The sequence below is a fragment of the Aeromicrobium sp. Leaf245 genome (assembly GCF_942548115.1).
Lineage (GTDB): Bacteria > Actinomycetota > Actinomycetes > Propionibacteriales > Nocardioidaceae > Aeromicrobium.
Genome location: NZ_OW824151.1, coordinates 3,207,478 through 3,228,056 on the forward strand (window position 1 = coordinate 3,207,478; position 20,579 = coordinate 3,228,056).

The window sequence follows — 20,579 nt, forward strand, 5'->3', positions numbered from 1 at the left end:
GACCCTAACCAATCCGGTCGATGACCACATCCGCGGACGCGCCGCCGACGCCCGACGCGGTGGCCTCGACCCGCACCGCGCCCTCGAGCGCCTCGAGCGCGCGCTCGAAGCGTTCGGGCGTGTCGGTGTGCAGAGTCATCAGGGGCGCACCGGCACGAACCTCGTCGCCCGGCTTGGCGTGCAGCTCGATGCCCGCACCGGCCTGCACGTCCTCCCCCGGACGGGACCGACCCGCGCCGAGACGCCACGCCGAGACGCCGACGCCGAACGCGTCCAGGGTCGTGAGGACGCCGTCGGACTCGGCTGTCACCACGTGCGTCTCGCGGGCCGTGGGCAGCGGAGCGTCGGGGTCGCCACCCTGGGCGGAGATCATGCGCCGCCAGGCGTCCATCGCGCGACCGTCGGCCAGGGCGTCGGCCGGGTCGACGTCGGTGCGTCCGGCCGCCGCCAGCATCTCGCGGGCCAGGGCGAGCGTGAGGTCCACGACGTCGGAAGGCCCGCCCCCGGCGAGGACCTCGACCGACTCGCGGACCTCGAGCGCGTTGCCCGCGGTGAGGCCGAGCGGGGTGGACATGTCGGTCAGCAGCGCCACGGTGGTCACGCCTGCGTCGGTGCCCAGCGCCACCATCGTCTCGGCCAGCTCGCGCGCGTTCTCCTCGGTCTTCATGAACGCGCCAGACCCGACCTTCACGTCGAGCACGAGCGCGCCGGTGCCCTCGGCGATCTTCTTGCTCATGATCGAGCTGGCGATGAGCGGGATCGCCTCGACGGTGCCGGTCACGTCGCGCAGGGCGTAGAGCTTCTTGTCCGCGGGCGCCAGGCCCGTGCCGGCCGCGCAGATGACGGCGCCGACGTCCTCCAGCTGCGCGAGCATCTCCTCGTTGCTGAGCGCGGCGCGCCATCCGGGGATCGACTCGAGCTTGTCGAGCGTGCCGCCGGTGTGCCCGAGCCCGCGGCCCGAGAGCTGCGGCACGGCCACGCCGCACGCCGCGACGAGCGGGGCGAGCGGGAGGGTGATCTTGTCCCCCACACCGCCCGTGGAGTGCTTGTCCGCGGTCGGACGGCTGAGGGACGAGAAGTCCATCCGCTCGCCGCTGGCGATCATGGCGTTCGTCCATCGGGCGATCTCGCGCCGGTCCATGCCGTTCAGCAGGATCGCCATGGCCAGGGCCGACATCTGCTCCGGTGCCACCACCCCGCGGGTGTAGGCGTCGACCACCCAGTCGATCTGCTCGTCGGTGAGGGCGTGCCGGTCGCGCTTGGCCGCGATGACCGCAGGGGCGTCGAAGCGCTCGGTGCCGGAGGGGGGCGGGGTCTGGCTCATGTCAGGGTCACCTCGAGGGACTCGTAGCCGCGCAGCACCCAGGTGGGCCGGCGCGGGGCGACGCCGGTGAGCGCGATCGTGGGGAAGCGCTCGAGGAGCCGTCGGACGGTGATCTCGAGCTCGACGCGCGCGAGCGGCGCGCCCAGGCAGAAGTGCAGGCCCATGCCGAAGCCGACGTGGGGGTTGGGGTCGCGCGCGACGTCGAAGTCGTCGGCCCGCTCGAACACGTCGGCGTCGCGGTTGGCCGAGCCCATGAGGCAGGCCACCGTCTCACCCGCACGGACGGTCACGCCCGCGACCTCGACGTCGGTGGTGGCCGTCCGCTCGAACATCTGCAGAGGGGCGTCGTAGCGGATGAGCTCCTCGAGCGCGGTGGCCACGCTGACCTCACCCCCGGTGACCCGGGCCAGCTGGTCGCGGTGCGACAGCAGCGCGTGCATGCCGTTGCCGAACACGTTGACCGACGCCTCGTGGCCGGCGTTGAGCAGGAGGACCACGGTCGCCACGAGCTCGTCGTCGCTGAAGCCCTTCCCGTCCTGCCGCTCCCTGACCAGGTCACTGACGAGGTCGTCGCCCGGCTCCCGGCGGCGCAGCTCGACGACCTCACGCACGTAGGCGGCGAACTCGCTGCTGGCCGTCACGGCCGCGGCGCGGACGTCGTCGCCGACACCCTGCTCGTACATGTGCACGATGGCCTGGGACCAGTCGCGCAGCCGCTCGTGGTCCTCACGCGGCACACCGAGCAGGTCGGCGATGACGAACACCGGCATGGGCTCGGCGTAGCGCGCCAGCAGGTCGACGGGCCGACCCGCACGGAGGTCGTCGGCGAGGTCGTCGAGCATCTCGTCGGCGAGCACCTCGATGCGCGGGCCCATCCGCTCCACGTGGCCGCGGGAGAACGCACCGGCCAGCAGCCGACGCATGCGGGTGTGCTCCGGGGGCTCGTTCTCCATGAGCTGGTTGCGGTGCAGCGTGTTGAACGGCTCCATCTGCTCGGAGGGCTCCCAGTCCGTCCAGAGCCGACCGAGGCTGCGGTTGCGCAGCACGGCGCTCACCGCCGCGTGGGTGGTGGCCACCCATCGACCCTCCCGCTCCGACCGCAGCATCGGCCCGGCGGCGCGCCACCGGGCCAGCAACGGGTACGGGTCGTCGAGCAGGTCGGGGCTGGTGAGGTCGGGGACGACCGTCACTCCTCGCCCCCCTGACCGGGAGCGCGGTCGTCGGCCCCCTCGCCGGAGGCGAGATCATCAGCACCGAACGCATCGGGCAGGACCTCGTCCATGGTCCGCACGCCCGAGGCGGTGAGCAGCTGCATGGCCGGACCTCCGTTCTCCCACAGGAGCTGACGGCACCGGCCGCACGGCATGAGCGGACGGCCCTCGCCGTCCACGCACGCGACCGCGACCAGACGGCCACCGCCCGTGGCGTGCAGCGCGGAGACCATGCCGCACTCGGCGCACAGGGCCACGCCGTAGGCCGCGTTCTCAACGTTGCAGCCGAGCACCACCCGGCCGTCGTCGACCAGGCCGGCCACACCGACCTTGTAGTGCGAGTACGGGGCGTAGGCGCGCTGCATGACCTCGGTCGCGTACCTCGTGAGGGCGCCCCAGTCGACGGGGTCGTCGGCGGTGCTGATGCCGAGACCGAACGATTCGGCCACTAGCCCGCACTCCCCTTGCGGTACGGCTTGCCGTCCGCGGCCGGCATGCGCAGGCGTTGGGAGAACAGCGCCAGCACGAGCAGCGTGGTGAGGTACGGCGTCATGCCGGTGAGGTCCTCCGGGACCGAGCTGGTCAGGAAGTACCAGCCGGCCACGACGACGCCCAGGAGCGCCGCCACGAGGGACGACCGACGTCCGTGCTGGCGCCACTGCCAGATGGCCAGCGCCACGAGGCCGACGGCGACGAGCAGCAGCAGCCCGTGGATCGTGTCGCCACCGCCGCGCAGGCGCAGCGTGTCGGTGTAGCCGAACAGGCCGGCGCCGGCCAGCAGGCCGCCTGGACGCCAGTTGCCGAAGATCATGGCGGCCAGGCCGATGTAGCCGCGACCGCCGGTCTGTCCGTCGCGGAAGCCGTTGGCCGCCACGAGCGCCAGGAACCCGCCGGCCAGACCCGCGAACGCACCGGAGGTGACCACGGCGACGAACTTGTAGCGGATGACGTTCACGCCGAGCGACTCCGCCGCCGCCGGGCTCTCGCCCACCGAGCGCAGCCGCAGGCCGAACCGGGTCCGCCACAGCAGGTACCAGGTGAGCACGAACAGGGCGAGCGCGATGAGCGTGAGCACGTTGAGGTTCGACACGAGGGCACGCAGGAGCGCGGCCAGGTCGGACAGGAAGAACCAGTTCTTGGCCTCGAGGTCGCCGAGCGGGTCGGCGAGCGCACTGATGGTGATGCTCGGCAGGTCGTCGATGCGCGGCGACTGCGTCTGACCACCGCCGGGCACGCCCGTGAACGCGAGCACCGCGAGGTACTGCACGGCGCCGAGCGCGATGATGTTGATCGCGACGCCGGAGACGATGTGGTCGACGCCGAAGATGACGGTGGCCACGGCGTGCAGCAGCCCGCCCAGGGCGCCGAAGCCGATGGCACCCAGCACGCCCCACCATGGACCCACGAAGTAGCCGTAGTAGCCGGCGCCGAAGGTGCCGAGGATCATCATGCCCTCGAGGCCGATGTTCACCACGCCCGCGCGCTCGGCCCACAGGCCGCCCAGGCCGGCCAGACCGATCGGCACCGCTGCCACGAGGGTCGCGCGCAGCGTGCCCGAGGAGTTGAGGTCGTCGGCTCCGGTGATCACCCGCAGCGCGGAGAACAGCAGCAGCAGACCCGCGATGCCGAGCAGCACCACCGGGAACGTGATCCGCGACCTCGTCGCGGGAGCCGTCGGCGCGCCGCCGACCGGTGGAGTCGCGATGCTCATCGACTCACTCCTTCCGTCGTGGGGCCGGTCGGTCTGTCGTCGTCGAGGGTCGCGGCCACCTGGCGCTGCTCGAGCCGCACACCGTAGCGACGCACCACCTCGTAGGCGATGACGACGGTCAGCACGATCGTCCCCTGCGTGATCTTGACGATGTCGGGCGAGACGTCGAGCAGGATCTGCAGCGGGTTGGACTGCTCGTCCAGGAAGGCGAACAGCAGTGCGCCGAGCGCGATGCCGATCGGGTGGTTGCGACCCAGCAGCGCGATCGCGATGCCCGCGAAGCCGAGGCCCGACTGGAAGGTCGAGCCGTACGCGAAGGCCTCGCCGAACAGGATCGGCAGACCCACGAGGCCCGCCGCCGCACCGGACAGCAGCATCGAGACGAGGACCATCTTCTTGACGTCGATGCCGGAGGCCACCGCGGCGCTCTCGGAGAGGCCGGTGGCCCGCAGGTCGAAGCCGAACCGGGTCTTGTTGATGACGAGCCAGTACGCGACTCCCACGAGGATCGCGAGGAACACGAACCCGTAGACCTGGTTCGGCGCCCCGGGGAAGAGCGTGAAGCCGGGGATCCGGCTGCCCTCCGGGATCTCCTTGGTGGCCACGATGTTGGAGCCCGGGTCGCTCACGGCCGCCTTGCGCAGCATGAAGGCCACGAGGGCGGTCGCGATCGCGTTGAGCATGATCGTGGAGATCACCTCCGAGACGCCGCGCGTGACGCGCAGGAGCCCGGCGATGCCGGCCCAGGCCGCACCCACCAGCATCGCGGCGAGGATCGCGGCGGCCGTGTTGAGCCAGCCGGGCAGCCACGCCTCGCCGGCCACGACCGCGGCGGCGAACGACGCCACGCGGTACTGGCCGTCGACGCCGATGTTGAACAGGTTCATCCGGAAGCCGATGGCCACCGCCACGCCCGACAGGTAGTAGACCGTGGCCGCGTTGACGATGTTGGTGAGCCCGCGCGCCTCGGGAACGCTGAGGATCTGGCCCCACACACCACCGACGGAGTCGCCGGCCACGACGAGCACCAGGCTCGTGATGAGGAACGCCGCCACGAGGGCGAGGACGGGCGCGGCCGCCGCGAGGGCGATGCGCTTGAGTCGCTGGTCGGTCATGCCGGACCTCCTTCGTCGGCACCGGTCATGGCCGAGCCCAGCTGCTGGGGGGTGACGGTGGCGGGGTCGAACGTGCCGACCAGGCGACCGCGCAGGATCACCCGGATGGTGTCCGAGAGGCCGATCAGCTCGTCGAGGTCGGCCGAGATCAGCAGCACCGCCAGACCGTCGCGCCGTGCCTGCTTGATGTGGTCCCAGATCGCCGCCTGGGCGCCGACGTCGACGCCGCGGGTGGGGTGCGAGGCGACGAGCAGGCTCGGCTCGCCCGTCATCTCGCGACCGATGATGAGCTTCTGCTGGTTGCCGCCGGACAGGGCGCGGGCCAGCGTGTCGATGCCAGGGGTGCGGACGTCGTAGGCGTCGACGATGCGCTGGGTGTCCTGACGGGCACCGGCGCGGTCGATGAACGGACCCTTGACGTTGGGCTCGCGCGTCTGGTGGCCGAGCACCCGGTTCTCCCACAGCGGGGCGTCGAGCAGGAGCCCGTGCCGGTGCCGGTCCTCGGGGATGTAGCCGATGCCGGCCTCGCGGCGCAGCCGCGTGGACCGGCCGGCCAGGTCGTCACCGTTGAGCGCGATGCTGCCGGTGGCACCCGGACGCATGCCCATGACGGCCTCGACCAGCTCGGCCTGGCCGTTGCCCTCCACGCCTGCGATGCCGAGGATCTCGCCGCGGTGGATCGTCAGGTCGATGTCGGCCAGGAGCGGCCTACCCGACCCCGCCGGCGCGGGAAGTCCGAGGTCGCGGACCTCCAGGACCGGCTGGTCGGTCACGGTGGACGTCTCGGTGCTGGGGCTCGGCAGCTCCGAGCCGACCATGAGCTCGGCCAGCTGACGCGACGTGACGCCGGCGGCCGGACGCGTCTCGACGGTGGTGCCCCGACGGACGACGGTGACCGTGTCGGCGACCGACAGCACCTCGTCGAGCTTGTGGGAGATGAAGATGACCGCGAGGCCCTCCGCCTTGAGCTCGCGCAGGTTCTCGAACAGCTCGTCGACCTCCTGCGGCACGAGGACGGCGGTCGGCTCGTCGAGGATGATCACGGAGGCGCCGCGGTACAGCACCTTGAGGATCTCGATGCGCTGGCGTGCACCGACGCCGAGGTCCTCCACGAGGGCGTCGGGGTCGACGTCGAGCCCGTAGGCCTCGGAGATGCGCCGGATCTCCGCGCGCGCGGCGTCGCCGATGCCGTGCAGCTTCTCCGCCCCCAGCACGACGTTCTCGAGCACGGTGAAGTTGTCGGCGAGCATGAAGTGCTGGAACACCATGCCCACGCCGGCGGCGATCGCGTCGGACGGGGACGAGAGCTCGACCGGCTTGCCGTGCACCTCGATCGTCCCGGAGTCCGGCTTCTGGACGCCGTAGAGGATCTTCATGAGCGTCGACTTGCCGGCACCGTTCTCGCCGACGATCGCGTGCACGGTCCCCCGTCGCACGTCGATGTCGATGTCGTGGTTGGCGATGACACCGGGGAACGTCTTGCCGATGCCGCGCAGCCGGACGACGACGTCGCCCGCCCCGGGATCGAGGTCGGTGGTCTCGTCGGGGACGGACGTGGTCACGCAGCACTCCTCAGAGGCGGGTCCGGCCGCGGGGCCGGAGGGATGGAGCAGGTCACACAGGCAACGGCCCGGCCCCACGCTCGCGCGCAGGGCCGGACCGCGTCAAGGATGCGAGGTCCCTGGACGTCCGTTCACTCGCTCGGGACGGTGATCTCGCCGTCCACGATCTGCTGCTTGTACTCGTCGAGCTTGTCGGCGATGTCGTCGACCTGACCGCCGGTGGTGGAGTAGCCCACACCGTCGACCTTGAGGTCGTAGACCGTCGGGCCCGTGGGAGCGGCGCCGTCGGCGACACCCTTCAGGTACGCGAACACGGCGACGTCGATGTTCTTCAGCATCGACGTCAGGATCACGTCGCGGACGGACTCGTCGGCCGTCAGCGCCTGGTCGGAGTCGACGCCGATGGCCTTGGCGTCGGCGGCCGAGGCGGCCTCGAACACACCGCCACCGGAACCGCCGGCAGCGTGGTAGACCACGTCGGCGCCCTTGTCGTACATGCCCTCGGCGGCCGTCTTGCCCTTGGCCGGGTCACCGAAGCCGCTGAAGTCCGGCGGCTGCGTGAGGTAGCGGGCCTGGATCTCGATGTCGGGGTTCACGGCCTTCGCGCCGGCCTCGTAGCCGACCTCGAACTTCTTGATCAGCGGCGTCTCGACACCACCGACGAAGCCGATGTTGCCGGACTCGGACTTGAGCGCGGCAGCGGCGCCCACGAGGAAGGAGCCCTGCTCCTCGGCGAAGAGGAGGTTGGCGACGTTCTCGCCCTCGACACCGTCGTCGATGATCGCGAAGTCGACGTCGGGGTTGGCCTTGGCGACCTTGCCGACGGCCTGCGAGTAGGCGAAGCCCACGGCGATGACCGGGTTGTAGTCGGCGTCGACGAGCTGCTGGAGGCGACCCTCACGGGCGGACTCGGGCTCGCCGTCCTGCGCCTCGGCGGTCTGGACCTCGAAGCCCAGCTCGCACTCGGCCTTGTCGAGGCCCTTGGCGGCGGAGTCGTTGAACGACTGGTCGCCACGTCCACCGACGTCGAAGGCCATGCCGACCTTCGTGTCGACCTTCTCGACGCAGTCGTCACCGGAAGCGGTGTCGTCGTCGTTGCTCGAGCTGTTGTTCGCGCAGCCCGCACCGGCGAGCACGAGTGCGGCCACGCCGGCGACGGCGGTGACCTTGGTGAGTCGACGCAAAGTTCCTCCTTGAGACATCGCCGGAGAGCCCGGCACGCCTGCACCCTAGCCGCGCCCGGGGGTCCTTCGGGAGGTCCTGCGCCCGATTGCGACGGGCCGTAACCGATTCGTCACCTTCGGGGGCGCCGCTAGAGCAGGGCGGAGCAGGCGAGCACCTTGGCGCCCACGGCGATGGCGCGCTCGTCGGGCCGAAAGTTCCCCTGGTGCAGGTCGTAGGTGGGCCCGTCGGGCGTGCGTGTGCCGAGTCGACCCATCGCTCCGGGGACCGCCTCGACGTACCACGCGAAGTCCTCGCCGCCGAGGCTCTGCGTGGTGGTGGCCACCGCGGCGGGCCCGATGGCGTCGGAGACCGCGCGGCGGAGCAGCTCGGTGACCCCGAAGTCGTTGACCACGGGCGGGACGCCGCGCACGTAGGTGACGTCGGCGCTGACGCCGAACGGCTCGATGATGTCGGCGATGAGCCCACGCACCAGGTGCTCGGCCTGGTGCCAGGCCGCGGAGTCGAGCATGCGCAGCGTGCCGCTGAGCTCGCCGGTGGAGGGGATTACGTTGGCGGCGTTGCCGGCTCGCACCGACCCCCACACCAGGCTGGCGCCCGAGCGAGGGTCGAAGCGGCGCGACAGCACGGCCGGCAGCTGCGTCACGAGGCTCGCGAGCGCGTAGGTGAGGTCCTCGGTGAGGTGCGGTCGCGACGTGTGCCCGCCGCGACCGGAGAGCGTGACCTGGATGCGGTCCGACGCTCCCGTGATCGGTCCCTCGCGCAGGCCCACCTGGCCGACGTCGAGCGACGGGTCGCAGTGCAGTGCCACGATGCGCGAGACCCCGCGCAGGACACCGGCCGAGAGCAGGCGCAGCGCACCGCCGGGCATGACCTCCTCCGCGGGCTGGAAGACCAGGCGGACCCGGCGCGGCAGGCCGCCGGCCACGTGCAGCTCCTGCAGCGCCACGGCGGCCCCCACGAGCGCCGACACGTGGACGTCGTGGCCGCAGGCGTGGGCGACGCCGGGCGACGTCGAGCGCCACGGGTCGGAGGTGGTGTCGTCGATCGGGAGGGCGTCGAGGTCGGCCCGCAGGGCCACGATCGGCCCCTCCTCGGGTCCGATCTCGGCCACGAGCCCGGTGCCCTCGAAGCGCTCGTAGGAGACGCCCAGCTTGTCCATCCACGCGGCGACCACGTCGGTGGTGCGCTCCTCGTGCCAGGACAGCTCGGGGCTCGCGTGCAGGTCACGCCGCAGCTCGATGAGATCGGGCGTCACGACCTCGATCGAGCGGGAGACGGCGTCGATGGACATTCCTCCAGGGTATCCCCGGCCGGCGATCGGCGCGGACGCCGTCCAGGACCGCCGACGCCGTCATCGTCCTACGGTCGGCCGAGGGCGCGCTGGATCTGCTCGATCGTCTCGTCGGCGAGCCTCTCGATCGGCCGCTTGAGCACGAGGGGCGCGAGGGCGTGCAGCAGGAACGGGAACTCGAACTGGGCCCGGTAGTGGACCTGCGTGCCCCCGCCCTCCACGCTGTCGTCGGGCGTGAACGTCATGACGTCGGTGGCCGTCGTGCGCCCGTTGACCCCACGGCAGGCGAAGAACGTGGGCGGGTCGTAGCCGACGGTCTCGTACTCGAGCGCCACCGTGCGCCCCATGAAGCGGGAGCGGTTCGCGTACCGGGTGCCCATGCCGCCGTCACCCGACAGGCGCGTCGTCTCGATCGTGCCGGGGTCCCAGTGCTCGGTGTTCTCGAAGTCGCTGAGGTAGGCGAAGACCTCCTCGACCGGCCGCGACAGGTGGAAGGTGCGCTCGACGTCCATGCTGCGAGCGTAGGCGAGTCGCGATGGCGTGGAGCTCCTGCCGGTCGATCTGGCGACGGTGCGCGTACCAGAGCAGCGCCAGGGCGACCCCGACCAGCGAGAGCGCGCCGCCGCCGACGAGCGTCCACCGGGCCCCGAAGGTCTCACCGACCCAGCCGATGAACGGCGACCCGAGCGGCGTGCCACCCATGAAGATCATCAGGTAGAGCGCCGCCACCCGGCCACGCATGACCGGCTCGGTGGTGATCTGGATGGTGGCGTTGGCCGCGGTGATCATCGTGAGGGCGCAGAGCCCGAGCACCGGCAGCACCAGCGCGTACGAGAGGTAGCCGGGCATGAGACCGGCGACGATCTCGACGACGCCGAAGGCGATGGCGGCGCCCACCACGAAGCGCAGGCGTGGGCGCTCACGTCGGGCGGCGAGCAGGGCCCCGGCCAGGGAGCCGATCGCCATGATCGAGCCGAGGATCCCGTACTCCCCCGCCCCCTTCTCGAAGACGTCGGTGGCCATCAGGGCACTGGTCATCTGGAAGTTCAGGCCGAAGGTGCCGACGGCGAACACGATCGTCAGCACGAGGACGAGGTCGGGTCGGGACCGGACGTAACGCACCCCGTCGCGGACCGCCCCCTTGCGCGAGCCCATGACGGGCGCCGGGGCGAGGCGTGCCGGGTCGAGCTTCTGCAGCGACGCGATGACGGCGAGGTAGCTGACGGCGTTGGCGAGGATGACCCAGCCGGTCGCCTCGACCCCGGAACCGCCGGCCGCGATGAGCAGGCCGGCGAGCGCCGGGCCGACCATGCGGGCGGAGTTGAACGAGGCGGAGTTGAGGCCCACCGCGTTCGACAGGTCCTCCGGTCCGACCATCTCGACCACGAACGACTGGCGTGCGGGGGCGTCGAACGCGGTGCCGACGCCGAAGACGAACGCCAGCAGGTAGACGTGCCAGACCTCGACGGCACCCGTGATCGCCAGCACGCCCAGGACGGCGGCGGGGATCGCCATGGCCACCTGGGTGCAGCGCAGCACCGTCCGCTTGGGGAACCGGTCGGCCACCACCCCGGCCACGGGCGACAGCAGCAGCGCCGGGAGGAACTGCAGCCCGGTGGTGATGCCGAGCGCGGTGCCGCTCGACGTCAGCTGGAGGACCAGCCAGTCCTGGGCGACGCGCTGCATCCACGTGCCGATGTTCGAGACGATGGCACCGGCGGCGTAGACGCGGAAGTTGCGGACGTGCAGGGCGCGGAAGGTGGGACTCACGAGTCCACCTCCGCCCTCATGAGTCGGTGATCCGCGTGAGGATCGCCGCCGCCTCGCGCAGGACGGCGCGCTCGCGGGCATCGAGGCTCGTGAGCCGCTGGTGCAGCCACGCGTCGCGTCGCTTCCGCTCCTCCGCCAGGGTCTTCTCGCCGAGGTCGGAGAGGCTGACGACGACCTGTCGACCGTCCTGGGGGTGGGGTGCGCGCTCGACGAGTCCGTCCTCGGCGAGGCAGTTCAGGGTGCGGGTCACGCTGGGGGCGCTCACGCGCTCACGGGCGGCGATCGACGACGGCGACGTCGGGCCCATCTGGCGCAGCGTGCCCAGCACGGACATCTGCGTCGGGGTCAGGTCGGAGTGCCGCTCCTGCCGGAGCCTGCGGTTGAGTCGGGCCACCGCCAGCGCGAGGTTCTGGGAGTCGGTAGGCATGTCCTTAGCCTAGGTCATTAACTATGCTAATTCAAATCTGCAACGATCTCGGCGTCCTGCGGCTGCGGCTGCAGCGGGTCGGCCTCGACCTGCGGCTGCGCTGCTGCAGTCGGGCTCGACCTGCGGCTGCGCTGCTGCGGGTCGTCGTGGGTGCGGCCCCCGAAAGGCCTCGACGGAACAGAGGCTCTCCGCGCGGTCGAGCTCGCCGTCCTTCGCCCCCCCATCGGTGGATCCTCAACCTCAGGGACGGTCCTGCGGTTGAAGATCCACCCATGACCGGCGGGTCACCCCCATCGGTGGATCCTCAACCGCAGAAAGCGTCCTGCGGTTGACGATCCACCGATGACGAGTCCGGACCGGCTCGGGTGGTGGATCCTCAACATCAGGAAGCGTGCTGCGGTTGAGAATCCACCGATGACGGCCCGCGCGGTGCGTTCTCCACCGATTCCCCGCCCGAGCGGTGCGTTCTCCACCGGTTCCCCGCCCGAGCGGTGAGTTCTCCCCCGATTCCCCGTCCGGGCGGTGAGTTCTCCACCGTCTCGGCGCCGAGACGGTGGAATCTGCACCGCGCAGCCCTGCCGGTTGGTCCATTCGGTGGAGAAGTCACCGCTCGAGGGGGAACAGCGCAGAAGACGGCCCGCAGGATCGGCCGAGGCGCTGGGAGTCGCCCGGTCGAGGCCCTTTCGGAGCCCGACCCCGAGACCGGCCGAGCGGACGCAGCCCCTACCCGAGCACCCCCGCCACCGACGCTGGCCGGACGCGAGATCCATCGCACGCGGCGACGCTGCCCCACCCCACGACGACCACCCCGCAGCCCGCCCCCACGACGCACGACCGCCCGCCACCGGAGCGGTGACGGGCGGTCAGGGTGGTGCTGGAGCGTGCGTGCTCAGGCGTTGCCGGCGGCGAGGGCGCCGAGCAGGTCGCGGTTGAGCCGCGAGATGACGTCGAGCGGGATGCCCTTGGGGCAGGCTGCCGTGCACTCACCGATGTTGGTGCAGGAGCCGAAGCCCTCGGCGTCGTGCTGGGCGACCATGTCGAGCACGCGGGACTCGCGCTCGGGCTGGCCCTGCGGGAGCAGGCCCAGGTGGGTCACCTTCGCCGCGGTGAACAGCATGGCCGAACCGTTCGGGCAGGCCGCCACGCAGGCGCCGCAGCCGATGCAGGTGGCCGCCGCGAACGCGTGGTCGGCGTCCTCCTTCGGCACGGGCAGGTTGTTGGCCTCCGGCGCCGAGCCGGTGTTGACGCTGATGTAGCCGCCGGCCTGGATGATCCGGTCGAAGGCGCCGCGGTCGACGACGAGGTCCTTGACGATCGGGAACGCGCCCGCCCGCCACGGCTCGATGTCGATGACGTCGCCGTCCTTGAACGAGCGCATGTGCAGCTGGCACGTGGTCGTGACCTCGGGGCCGTGCGCGATGCCGTTGATGACCACGCCGCACGATCCACAGATGCCCTCGCGGCAGTCGTGGTCGAAGGCGACCGGCTCCTCGCCGGCGAGCGTCAGCTGCTCGTTGAGCACGTCGAGCATCTCGAGGAACGACATGTCCTCGGAGACGTCGTCGAGCCCGTAGCCGACCATCTGGCCCTTCGTCTCGGCATTCTTCTGGCGCCAGACGTTGACGGTGATCTTCACTTGCAGCTCCCGTTCACTTGTAGGACCGAGCCTTCATCTCGACGTACTCGTACTCGAGGGGTTCCTTGTGCAGGATCGGCTTCTGGCCGCCCTCGGCGCCGTTGAACTCCCACGCCGCCACGTAGGCGAACTGGTCGTCGTGGCGCAGGGCCTCGCCGTCCTCGGTCTGGCTCTCGGCGCGGAAGTGGCCGCCGCACGACTCCTCGCGGTTCAGCGCGTCGATGCACATCAGCTCGCCGAGCTCGAAGAAGTCCACGACCCGGCCGGCACGCTCGAGCGTCTGGTTGAGCTCCTCGGCCTCGCCGGTGACCTTCACGTTCTTCCAGAAGTCGTCGCGCAGCTCGCGGATGAGGCCGATCGCCTTGATCAGGCCCTCCTCGCTGCGCTCCATGCCGCAGTACTCCCACATGATGTGGCCCAGCTCCTTGTGGTAGCTGTCCACGGTGCGGTTGCCGTCGACGGCCAGCAGTGCGGAGATGCGCTCCTCGACGGCCTCGCGCGCCTCGGTGACGGCCGGGTGGTCGTCGCCCACGGGCTCGAAGGGGCCGTCCGCGAGGTAGTTCGCGATGGTGGTCGGCAGCACGAAGTAGCCGTCGGCCAGGCCCTGCATCAGCGCGGAGGCACCGAGTCGGTTGGCGCCCTGGTCGGAGAAGTTGGCCTCGCCGGTGACGAAGAGGCCCTCGAGGTTGCTCTGCAGGTCGTAGTCGACCCACAGCCCGCCCATGACGTAGTGCACGGCCGGGTAGATGCGCATCGGCTCGTTGTACGGGTCCTCGCCGGTGATCCGGGCGTACATGTCGAACAGGTTCCCGTACTTGGCCTCGACCGCCGGGCGGCCCATGCGCTCGATCGCGTCGGCGAAGTCGAGGTAGACCCCGAGCCCACCCGGACCGACTCCCTTGCCGTCGTCGCACTGGTACTTGGCCGCCCGCGAGGCGATGTCGCGCGGGACCAGGTTGCCGAACGCCGGGTAGATGCGCTCCAGGTAGTAGTCGCGCTCGTCCTCGGGGATGTCGCGCGGGTGGCGGTCGTCGCCGGCCTTCTTGGGCACCCAGATGCGGCCGTCGTTGCGCAGCGACTCGCTCATCAGCGTCAGCTTGGACTGGTAGTCGCCCGAGACGGGGATGCAGGTCGGGTGGATCTGCGTGTAGCAGGGGTTGCCGAAGTAGGCGCCGCGACGGTGCGCGCGCCAGGTGGCGGTCACGTTGCAGCCCATGGCGTTCGTCGACAGGAAGTAGACGTTGCCGTAGCCGCCGCTCGCCAGCACGACGGCGTCGGCGGTGTGCGACTCGATCTCGCCGGTCACCATGTCGCGGACGATGACGCCGCGCGCCTTGCCGTCGACCATGACGAGGTCGAGCATCTCGTGGCGGGTGTGCACGTCGACCGTGCCGGCGGCGACCTGCCGCTCGAGCGCCTGGTAGGCACCGATCAGCAGCTGCTGGCCGGTCTGGCCGCGGGCGTAGAACGTGCGGGAGACCTGCACGCCACCGAAGGAACGGTTGTCGAGCAGGCCGCCGTACTCACGCGCGAACGGCACGCCCTGCGCCACGCACTGGTCGATGATGTTCACCGACACCTGGGCGAGGCGGTAGGAGTTGGACTCGCGCGAGCGGAAGTCGCCGCCCTTGACCGTGTCGTAGAACAGCCGGTACACCGAGTCGCCGTCGTTGCGGTAGTTCTTGGCGGCGTTGATGCCGCCCTGGGCGGCGATCGAGTGGGCACGGCGCGGGCTGTCCTGGTAGCAGAAGCTCGTGACGTGGTAGCCGGCCTCGCCGAGGGTGGCGGCGGCGGACGCACCGGCCAGACCGGTGCCCACGACGATGACCTTGATCTTGCGTCGGTTCGCGGCGTTGACCAGCTTGGCGTCGAACTGACGCTGCTCCCAGCGACGCTCGATGGGGCCGCTCGGCGCCTTGGCGTCGGCGATGGGGTCGCCGTGCTCGATGAACTGCTCGGCCGCCCCGGTGGGGGTGAAGGTGTCGGTCATCAGGAACCAGCTCCGAAGAAGAAGATCGCGAACGGGACGACGAGGAAGCCGCCGGCGATGACCACCGACAGCACCCAGGACGCGATGGTGATCGTCGAGTCCTTGCGGGTGCTGCTGCGGTTCTGGCCGAGCGTGGTGAGGGCGCTCCAGAAGCCGTGCCACAGGTGGAAGCCGACCGCGACCAGGCCGATCGTGTACAGCAGCACGACCCACCAGATCTCGAAGCCGTTGACCACGCGCTCGTACTTGCTGTCGGACGCGCCGCCCGGGGACAGCCAGTTCGGCAGCATCTGCGCGAGGTGGCCGATGATGAACAGCAGCAGGATCACGCCGCCCCAGCGCATCGTGAACGAGGCGTAGGAGCGCTGGATGCCCGTGCGGTTCTGCTTGGAGTGGTAGCGCGTGGTGCCGGTGTAGCCGGCCGCGACCTTGTTGCGCCGCCACAGCGTGATCGCGCAGTACACGTGCGCGACGAGCGCGACGAGCAGCACGACCCGCAGGATCCACAGCGCCCCGCCGTGCGGCAGGTAGGGATAGAAGATGTTCTCCAGGCCCTCGAGGTAGGAGTCGAAGTACTCCTTGCCCTGGAAGAACTTGAGGTTGCCGTACATGTGGACGAGCAGGTAGCCGAGCATGATCAGCCCGGACACGGCCATCGTGTACTTGAGCACGACGGTCGACCTGCGCGCCGACGCGCGAGTCAGAGTAGTGGCCACGCACGCACCGTAACCCTGAAGCACACCTGAGCGCTAAGTCATGATGAGGGCAACCTTCATAGCCTCCGGCTATCACGTTGTAGGCTCGGCCCGTGCAGTTCCAGCAGCTCTCCTACTTCGTGGCGGTGGCGCGCACGCGCAACTTCACGCGCGCTGCCGAGCTGGTCGGGGTGGCACAGCCCAGCCTCTCCAAGCAGGTCCGCGTCCTGGAGAACTCCCTGGGCACGCCGCTGTTCGTCCGCCAGCCCGGCGGCATCGAGCTCACGAGCGCCGGCGAGGCGCTCCTGCCCCATGCCGAGCGCATCCTCATCGACGTCGAGTCGGCGCAGCGTGCGGTGCACGAGGTCGCCGGTCTGCGGCGCGGACGGGTGCGGCTCGGCGCCACCCCGTCGATCTGCGACGGGCTCCTGCCGGAGGTGCTCACACGGTTCCACGAGACCCACCCCCTCATCGAGCTCGAGGTCCACGAAGGGGGTTCACGGGTCCTGACGCACGAGCTGGCGCAGGGGCGGCTCGACCTTGCCCTGCTCATCACGCCGCTGTCCGAGACCCGCCCCGACATCGAGACGGTGCCCCTGCGGCGCGACCGGCTGGTGCTCGCCGCACCCTCCGACGAAACCGCCGACGACGCGCTCCCGTCCGCGGTCGACGTCGCGGCCCTGCGGGACCTGCCCCTCGTCATGTTCCGGACCGGCTACGACCTGCGCGAGACGACGCTGACGGCGTGCGCGCAGGCGGGCTTCTCCCCGCACATCTCCGTCGAGGGTGGCGAGATGCTGTCGGTCCTGCGGTTCGTGGAGTCCGGTCTCGGCTACGCGGTCGTCCCCGAGATGGTGCTGGCCAACCGACCGGGCCTGCGGCCCGTGGCGCTGCGCAACCCGTCCCTGTCGCGCCAGATCGCCCTGGCCCACCGCCGCGACACCCTCCAGCTTGCCGCGCTGGCCTTCCACGACGAGCTGCTGCTGTCGCTGCAGCAACCCGGCTGACGCTCGCCCGCCCACGGGCGGCGGTCAGTCCTGCGAACCGGTGAGCGGGAAGGACAGGTACGTCGACCAGCCCGCGTCCGGCTCGTGGAGGTACAGCGCGATCTCGCCCACCGTGAAGGTGCACGCGAAGTGCTCGAGCGTGGCGTAGGCGCGGTCGAGCGCCGCGTCGTCGAGGTGGTGGGCGACGGTGACGTGCGGGTGGTACGGGAACTCCGGCTCCGGCGCCGCGAGGGCCTCGCGCAGCTCCGCGACCAGCAGCTCCGCCTCGGAGATGCCTCGGCTCACCGCCACGAAGACCACGGGCGAGACCGGCCGGAAGGTGCCCGTGCCCTTGAGGTCGACCTCGAACGGAGCCGTCCGGGCGGCCACCGCGGAGAGCCGACCGGCGAGTCGGTCCAGCTCGTCACCGGCCACGACGTCGGGCGGCAGCAGCGTGATGTGGCTCGGGATCTGCTCCGCGAGCGGATCGCCGAACGCGGCCCGGTGCGCGCGCAGCTCCTCGCCGTGCGGCTCCGGGACCGAGATCGCGACCCCGAACGTGCGCGACGCGCCCGCCCCGCCCCGCTCAGGCACCGCGGACGAGCCCGACCTTGTCGTACACGTCGGCCACCACGGGCGCCGCCACCTCACGCGCCCGCGCCGCGCCCCGGGCCAGCACCCGGTCCAGCTCGGCCGGGTCGTCCAGGTACGCCCGCGTGCGCTCGCCGAAGCCGGCCACGAAGTCGGCCACCACGTCCGCGAGGGCCACCTTGAGGTGTCCGTACTGGCGACCCTCGAACTCGGCGACGACGTCGTCGACCGACGTGCCGGTCACGGCCGAGTACAGGGTGAGCAGGTTGGACACGCCGGGCTTGCCCTCGGGGTCGAACCGGATCTCGTCGCCGGAGTCGGTGACGGCCGAGCGGATCTTCTTCGCCGCCTTCTTCGGGTCGTCGAGCAGGTCGACGATCCCGTTGGGCGAGGAGCCGGACTTGCTCATCTTCGCGGTCGGGTCCTGCAGGTCGCCGATCTTGGCGGCGTCCTTGAGGATGTACGGCTCGGGCTGGCGGAACGTCTCGCCGTAGTGATGGTTGAACCGCTGCGCGAGGTTGCGGGAGAGCTCGAGGTGCTGGCGCTGGTCCTCACCCACGGGCACGTGGTGGGGGTTGTAGAGCAGGATGTCGGCCGCCTGCAGGATGGGGTACGTGAACAGCCCGACGCTGGACTTGTCGGTGCCACCCTTGGCGCTCTTGTCCTTGAACTGCGTCATGCGACCCGCCTCGCCGAAGCCGGTGAGGCAGTTGAAGATCCACGCCAGCTGCGTGTGCTCGGGCACGTGGCTCTGGCAGAACAGCGCCGACCGCTCGGGGTCGACGCCGGCTGCGAGGAGCTGCGCCGCCGACGCGTGGGTCCGCGCCCTCAGGGCTGCCGGGTCCGGCTGCACCGTGAGCGCGTGCAGGTCGGCGATGAAGTAGAACGCGTCGTGGTCGTCCTGCAGGCCCACCCACTGGCGGATCGCCCCGAGGTAGTTCCCGAAGTGGAACGACTCGGCCGTCGGCTGGATGCCGGACAGCGAGCGGGGACGGGTGCTGCTGGACATGCTGTGCATTCTGCCAGTGAGGTTCTGCCGGTCAGGTCCTAGGCTCGGGCGGGTGGACGACGTACGCACGTGGCAGGTTCCGGGTCGGGTCAACCTCATCGGGGAGCACCTCGACTACAACGGGGGCCCGTCGGTCCCCTTCGCGATCGACCGCTTCCTCACCCTGAAGGTGCGCCGCCGTGACGACGACGCGGTCAACGTGTGGAGCACCCTGCCCGACGGTCGCCGTGAGCGCGCGGCGTTCACGGTCGACGTCGCACCGGGCGACGGCGCCGTCGCGGCGGACGGGTGGGCCGCCTACCCCGCGGGCGCGGTGTGGGCGCTGCGCTCCCAGGGCTCGCTGCCCGGCTGCGACCTGGTGCTCGAGTCGTCGCTGCCCCTCGGTGCCGGTCTCTCGTCGTCGGCCGCGCTCACCGTGGGGGTCGTGTCCGCCCTCGCCGACCTGGCCGGTCTCGACCTGGACCCGCTCACGGCGGCCCGCCTCGCCCAGCGCGCCGAGAACGACTTCGTGGGGGCGCCGACCGGCCTCATGGACCAGCTGGCCGTCACGTTCGGCCGTGAGGGACAGGCCGTCGTGACCGACCCGCTCGGCGACGCCGAGCCCGAGCGCGTCCCGTTCGACGTGGCCGCGGCCGACCTCTCGCTGCTGGTCATCTCCACGGGCGTGGACCACTCGCACGTGGCCGCCTCCGGAGGCGGGGGGTACGCCGAGCGGCGCGCCCAGTGCGAGGAGGCCGCGTCGGCCCTGGGGCTCCACCACCTCGCGAAGGCCGGGCTCGACGCGCTCGTCCGGCTCGACGACCCCGTGCTGCGTCGTCGCACGCAGCACGTCTTCACCGAGACGGCTCGCGTCAAGGCCGCCCTGCGCACGCTGCGCGAGCAGGACTGGGAGCAGCTCGGGACGGTCCTCACCGCCTCGCACACCTCTCTGCGCGACGACTTCGAGGTCAGCTGCGCCGAGCTCGACGTCGCGGTCGAGTCCGCCCTCGAGGCCGGCGCCCTCGGCGCCCGCATGACCGGCGGCGGGTTCGGCGGCTCGGCCATCGCCCTGGTCCCGCAGGCCAAGGCGGGACCGGTGCGCGAGCTCGTGGAGCAGCGCTACGACGCCCTGGGCTGGAAGACGCCCGAGGTGTTCGCGGTCCGTGCCGCCGACGGGGTCCACCGCACCGCCTGAGGTCCCTCCTGGCCGCCTCGCGCCCACACGGGGTGGAAGACTGTCGGGGTGACCGTCCGCCGCATCGCGTACCAGGGGGAACCCGGCGCGAACTCCCACATCGTCTGCCAGCAGCACCACCCCGACGCCGAGGCCGTGGCCTGCGCGTCGTTCGAGGACGTGTTCGCGGCCGTCACCGGTGGTGACGCCGACCTCGCGATGATCCCGATCGACAACTCGATCGCAGGCCGGGTGGCCGACATCCACCACTTCCTGCCCACGTCGGGCCTGCACATCGTCGGCGAGCACTTCCTGCGGATCCAGTTCATGGTCATGGGCGTCCCGGGCACCACCCTCGACACCGTGCGCACGGTCCACAGCCACGTGCACGCCCTCGGGCAGTGCCGCAAGATCATCCAGCAGCACGGCTGGACGCCTCTCGTCTCCGGCGACACCGCCGGTGCCGCACGCGAGATCGCCGAGGCCCGCGACGTCAGCCAGGCGGCGATCGCCCCGCCGCTCGCCGCGCAGATCTACGGACTCGAGATCCTGGCGCGCGACGTCGAGGACGAGGACCACAACACGACCCGCTTCGTGGAGCTCTCGCGCGAGCCCGCCGTCCCGGCCGCCGGCGCGGGACCAGTCGTGACGACCTTCATCTTCAACGTGCGCAACCTGCCGGCGGCCCTCTACAAGGCCCTGGGCGGCTTCGCCACGAACGGCGTCAACATGACCAAGCTCGAGAGCTACATGGTGGGGGGCGAGTTCACCGCCACCCAGTTCCTCGCCGAGGTCGACGGGCACCCGGACGACCCGCACGTGGCGCGCGCCCTCGAGGAGCTCACGTTCTTCACCACCGAGACCCGCGTGCTCGGCGTCTACCCGGCCGACCCGTTCCGGGCCGAGTCCGCCTGAGCCGAGCC

General features: G+C 71.0%; 19 protein-coding genes. 3 read left to right on the forward strand and 16 right to left on the reverse strand.

The annotated features are described in order from the left end of the window. Window positions 1–4: 4 nt before the first annotated feature. From NBW76_RS15655 to NBW76_RS15720, 14 genes are all read right to left on the reverse strand, one after another. On the reverse strand, window positions 5–1,324 hold the full coding sequence (locus NBW76_RS15655) for a thymidine phosphorylase (protein ID WP_056574605.1): 1,320 nt from the start codon (window positions 1,322–1,324) through the stop codon (window positions 5–7). Continuing rightward, window positions 1,321–2,514, reverse strand: coding sequence for a cytochrome P450 (locus NBW76_RS15660; protein ID WP_235492866.1), 1,194 nt, complete (start codon window positions 2,512–2,514; stop codon window positions 1,321–1,323). The genes NBW76_RS15655 and NBW76_RS15660 overlap by 4 nt, the downstream gene beginning before the upstream one ends. Beyond that, entirely contained in the window at window positions 2,511–2,984 is a 474-nt protein-coding gene (locus NBW76_RS15665) for a cytidine deaminase (protein WP_156364670.1), read from the reverse strand. The genes NBW76_RS15660 and NBW76_RS15665 overlap by 4 nt, the downstream gene beginning before the upstream one ends. After that, entirely contained in the window at window positions 2,984–4,246 is a 1,263-nt protein-coding gene (locus NBW76_RS15670; RefSeq protein WP_055969269.1) for an ABC transporter permease, read from the reverse strand. Before NBW76_RS15670 ends, NBW76_RS15665 begins: the two co-directional genes overlap by 1 nt. Beyond that, window positions 4,243–5,361, reverse strand: coding sequence for an ABC transporter permease (locus tag NBW76_RS15675; RefSeq protein WP_055969272.1), 1,119 nt, complete (start codon window positions 5,359–5,361; stop codon window positions 4,243–4,245). Before NBW76_RS15675 ends, NBW76_RS15670 begins: the two co-directional genes overlap by 4 nt. After that, a complete protein-coding gene (locus NBW76_RS15680; protein ID WP_055969276.1) occupies window positions 5,358–6,923 on the reverse strand; it encodes an ABC transporter ATP-binding protein in 1,566 nt (521 codons plus the stop codon). The genes NBW76_RS15675 and NBW76_RS15680 overlap by 4 nt, the downstream gene beginning before the upstream one ends. Window positions 6,924–7,054: 131 nt before the next feature. Next, window positions 7,055–8,107 (reverse strand): BMP family protein, encoded by a 1,053-nt coding sequence (locus NBW76_RS15685; protein WP_055969280.1) that lies wholly within the window; start codon window positions 8,105–8,107, stop codon window positions 7,055–7,057. A 128-nt stretch (window positions 8,108–8,235) separates the two neighbouring features. Next, window positions 8,236–9,399: an amidohydrolase gene (locus NBW76_RS15690; RefSeq protein ID WP_055969282.1), complete on the reverse strand. Its 1,164-nt coding sequence runs from the start codon at window positions 9,397–9,399 to the stop codon at window positions 8,236–8,238. Between the two features lie 68 nt (window positions 9,400–9,467). Continuing rightward, window positions 9,468–9,887: an SRPBCC family protein gene (locus NBW76_RS15695; RefSeq protein WP_235492890.1), complete on the reverse strand. Its 420-nt coding sequence runs from the start codon at window positions 9,885–9,887 to the stop codon at window positions 9,468–9,470. Continuing rightward, window positions 9,787–11,169 carry an MFS transporter gene (locus NBW76_RS15700; protein ID WP_082481288.1) on the reverse strand — a complete coding sequence of 461 codons (1,383 nt, stop codon included), beginning with the start codon at window positions 11,167–11,169 and terminating at the stop codon, window positions 9,787–9,789. Before NBW76_RS15700 ends, NBW76_RS15695 begins: the two co-directional genes overlap by 101 nt. Window positions 11,170–11,185: 16 nt before the next feature. Next, entirely contained in the window at window positions 11,186–11,596 is a 411-nt protein-coding gene (locus NBW76_RS15705) for a MarR family winged helix-turn-helix transcriptional regulator (protein ID WP_055969289.1), read from the reverse strand. 889 nt (window positions 11,597–12,485) lie between these two features. After that, window positions 12,486–13,232, reverse strand: a complete 747-nt coding sequence (locus NBW76_RS15710; protein WP_056552602.1) for a succinate dehydrogenase/fumarate reductase iron-sulfur subunit — start codon at window positions 13,230–13,232, stop codon at window positions 12,486–12,488. Between the two features lie 13 nt (window positions 13,233–13,245). Continuing rightward, window positions 13,246–15,222, reverse strand: coding sequence for a fumarate reductase/succinate dehydrogenase flavoprotein subunit (locus NBW76_RS15715; protein WP_055969294.1), 1,977 nt, complete (start codon window positions 15,220–15,222; stop codon window positions 13,246–13,248). Further along, window positions 15,222–15,938 (reverse strand): succinate dehydrogenase cytochrome b subunit, encoded by a 717-nt coding sequence (locus NBW76_RS15720; RefSeq protein ID WP_055969297.1) that lies wholly within the window; start codon window positions 15,936–15,938, stop codon window positions 15,222–15,224. Before NBW76_RS15720 ends, NBW76_RS15715 begins: the two co-directional genes overlap by 1 nt. Window positions 15,939–16,030: 92 nt before the next feature. On the opposite strand from NBW76_RS15720, the gene NBW76_RS15725 reads away from it, so the two are divergent. After that, window positions 16,031–16,924: a LysR family transcriptional regulator gene (locus tag NBW76_RS15725; RefSeq protein ID WP_055969299.1), complete on the forward strand. Its 894-nt coding sequence runs from the start codon at window positions 16,031–16,033 to the stop codon at window positions 16,922–16,924. A 24-nt stretch (window positions 16,925–16,948) separates the two neighbouring features. Here the strand turns inward: NBW76_RS15725 and NBW76_RS15730 are convergent, their stop codons facing one another. Then, window positions 16,949–17,497, reverse strand: a complete 549-nt coding sequence (locus NBW76_RS15730) for a 2'-5' RNA ligase family protein (protein WP_055969301.1) — start codon at window positions 17,495–17,497, stop codon at window positions 16,949–16,951. After that, entirely contained in the window at window positions 17,490–18,512 is a 1,023-nt protein-coding gene (gene trpS / locus NBW76_RS15735; protein ID WP_156364671.1) for a tryptophan--tRNA ligase, read from the reverse strand. Before trpS ends, NBW76_RS15730 begins: the two co-directional genes overlap by 8 nt. A gap of 43 nt (window positions 18,513–18,555) precedes the next feature. On the opposite strand from trpS, the gene galK reads away from it, so the two are divergent. Beyond that, window positions 18,556–19,677: a galactokinase gene (gene galK, locus NBW76_RS15740; RefSeq protein WP_056552605.1), complete on the forward strand. Its 1,122-nt coding sequence runs from the start codon at window positions 18,556–18,558 to the stop codon at window positions 19,675–19,677. A gap of 48 nt (window positions 19,678–19,725) precedes the next feature. Beyond that, complete coding sequence (locus NBW76_RS15745) at window positions 19,726–20,571, forward strand: prephenate dehydratase (protein WP_055969308.1); 846 nt, start codon at window positions 19,726–19,728, stop codon at window positions 20,569–20,571. Window positions 20,572–20,579: the final 8 nt, after the last annotated feature.

Bases quoted from the DNA above. Each gene is read 5' to 3' on its own strand.
- NBW76_RS15705 (WP_055969289.1), bottom strand. From the start codon at position 11,596: ATGCCTACCGACTCCCAGAACCTCGCGCTGGCGGTGGCCCGACTCAAC.
- NBW76_RS15670 (WP_055969269.1), bottom strand. From the start codon at position 4,246: ATGAGCATCGCGACTCCACCGGTCGGCGGCGCGCCGACGGCTCCCGCG.
- NBW76_RS15675 (WP_055969272.1), bottom strand. From the start codon at position 5,361: ATGACCGACCAGCGACTCAAGCGCATCGCCCTCGCGGCGGCCGCGCCC.
- NBW76_RS15690 (WP_055969282.1), bottom strand. From the start codon at position 9,399: ATGTCCATCGACGCCGTCTCCCGCTCGATCGAGGTCGTGACGCCCGAT.
- NBW76_RS15655 (WP_056574605.1), bottom strand. From the start codon at position 1,324: ATGAGCCAGACCCCGCCCCCCTCCGGCACCGAGCGCTTCGACGCCCCT.
- NBW76_RS15715 (WP_055969294.1), bottom strand. From the start codon at position 15,222: ATGACCGACACCTTCACCCCCACCGGGGCGGCCGAGCAGTTCATCGAG.
- trpS (WP_156364671.1), bottom strand. From the start codon at position 18,512: ATGCACAGCATGTCCAGCAGCACCCGTCCCCGCTCGCTGTCCGGCATC.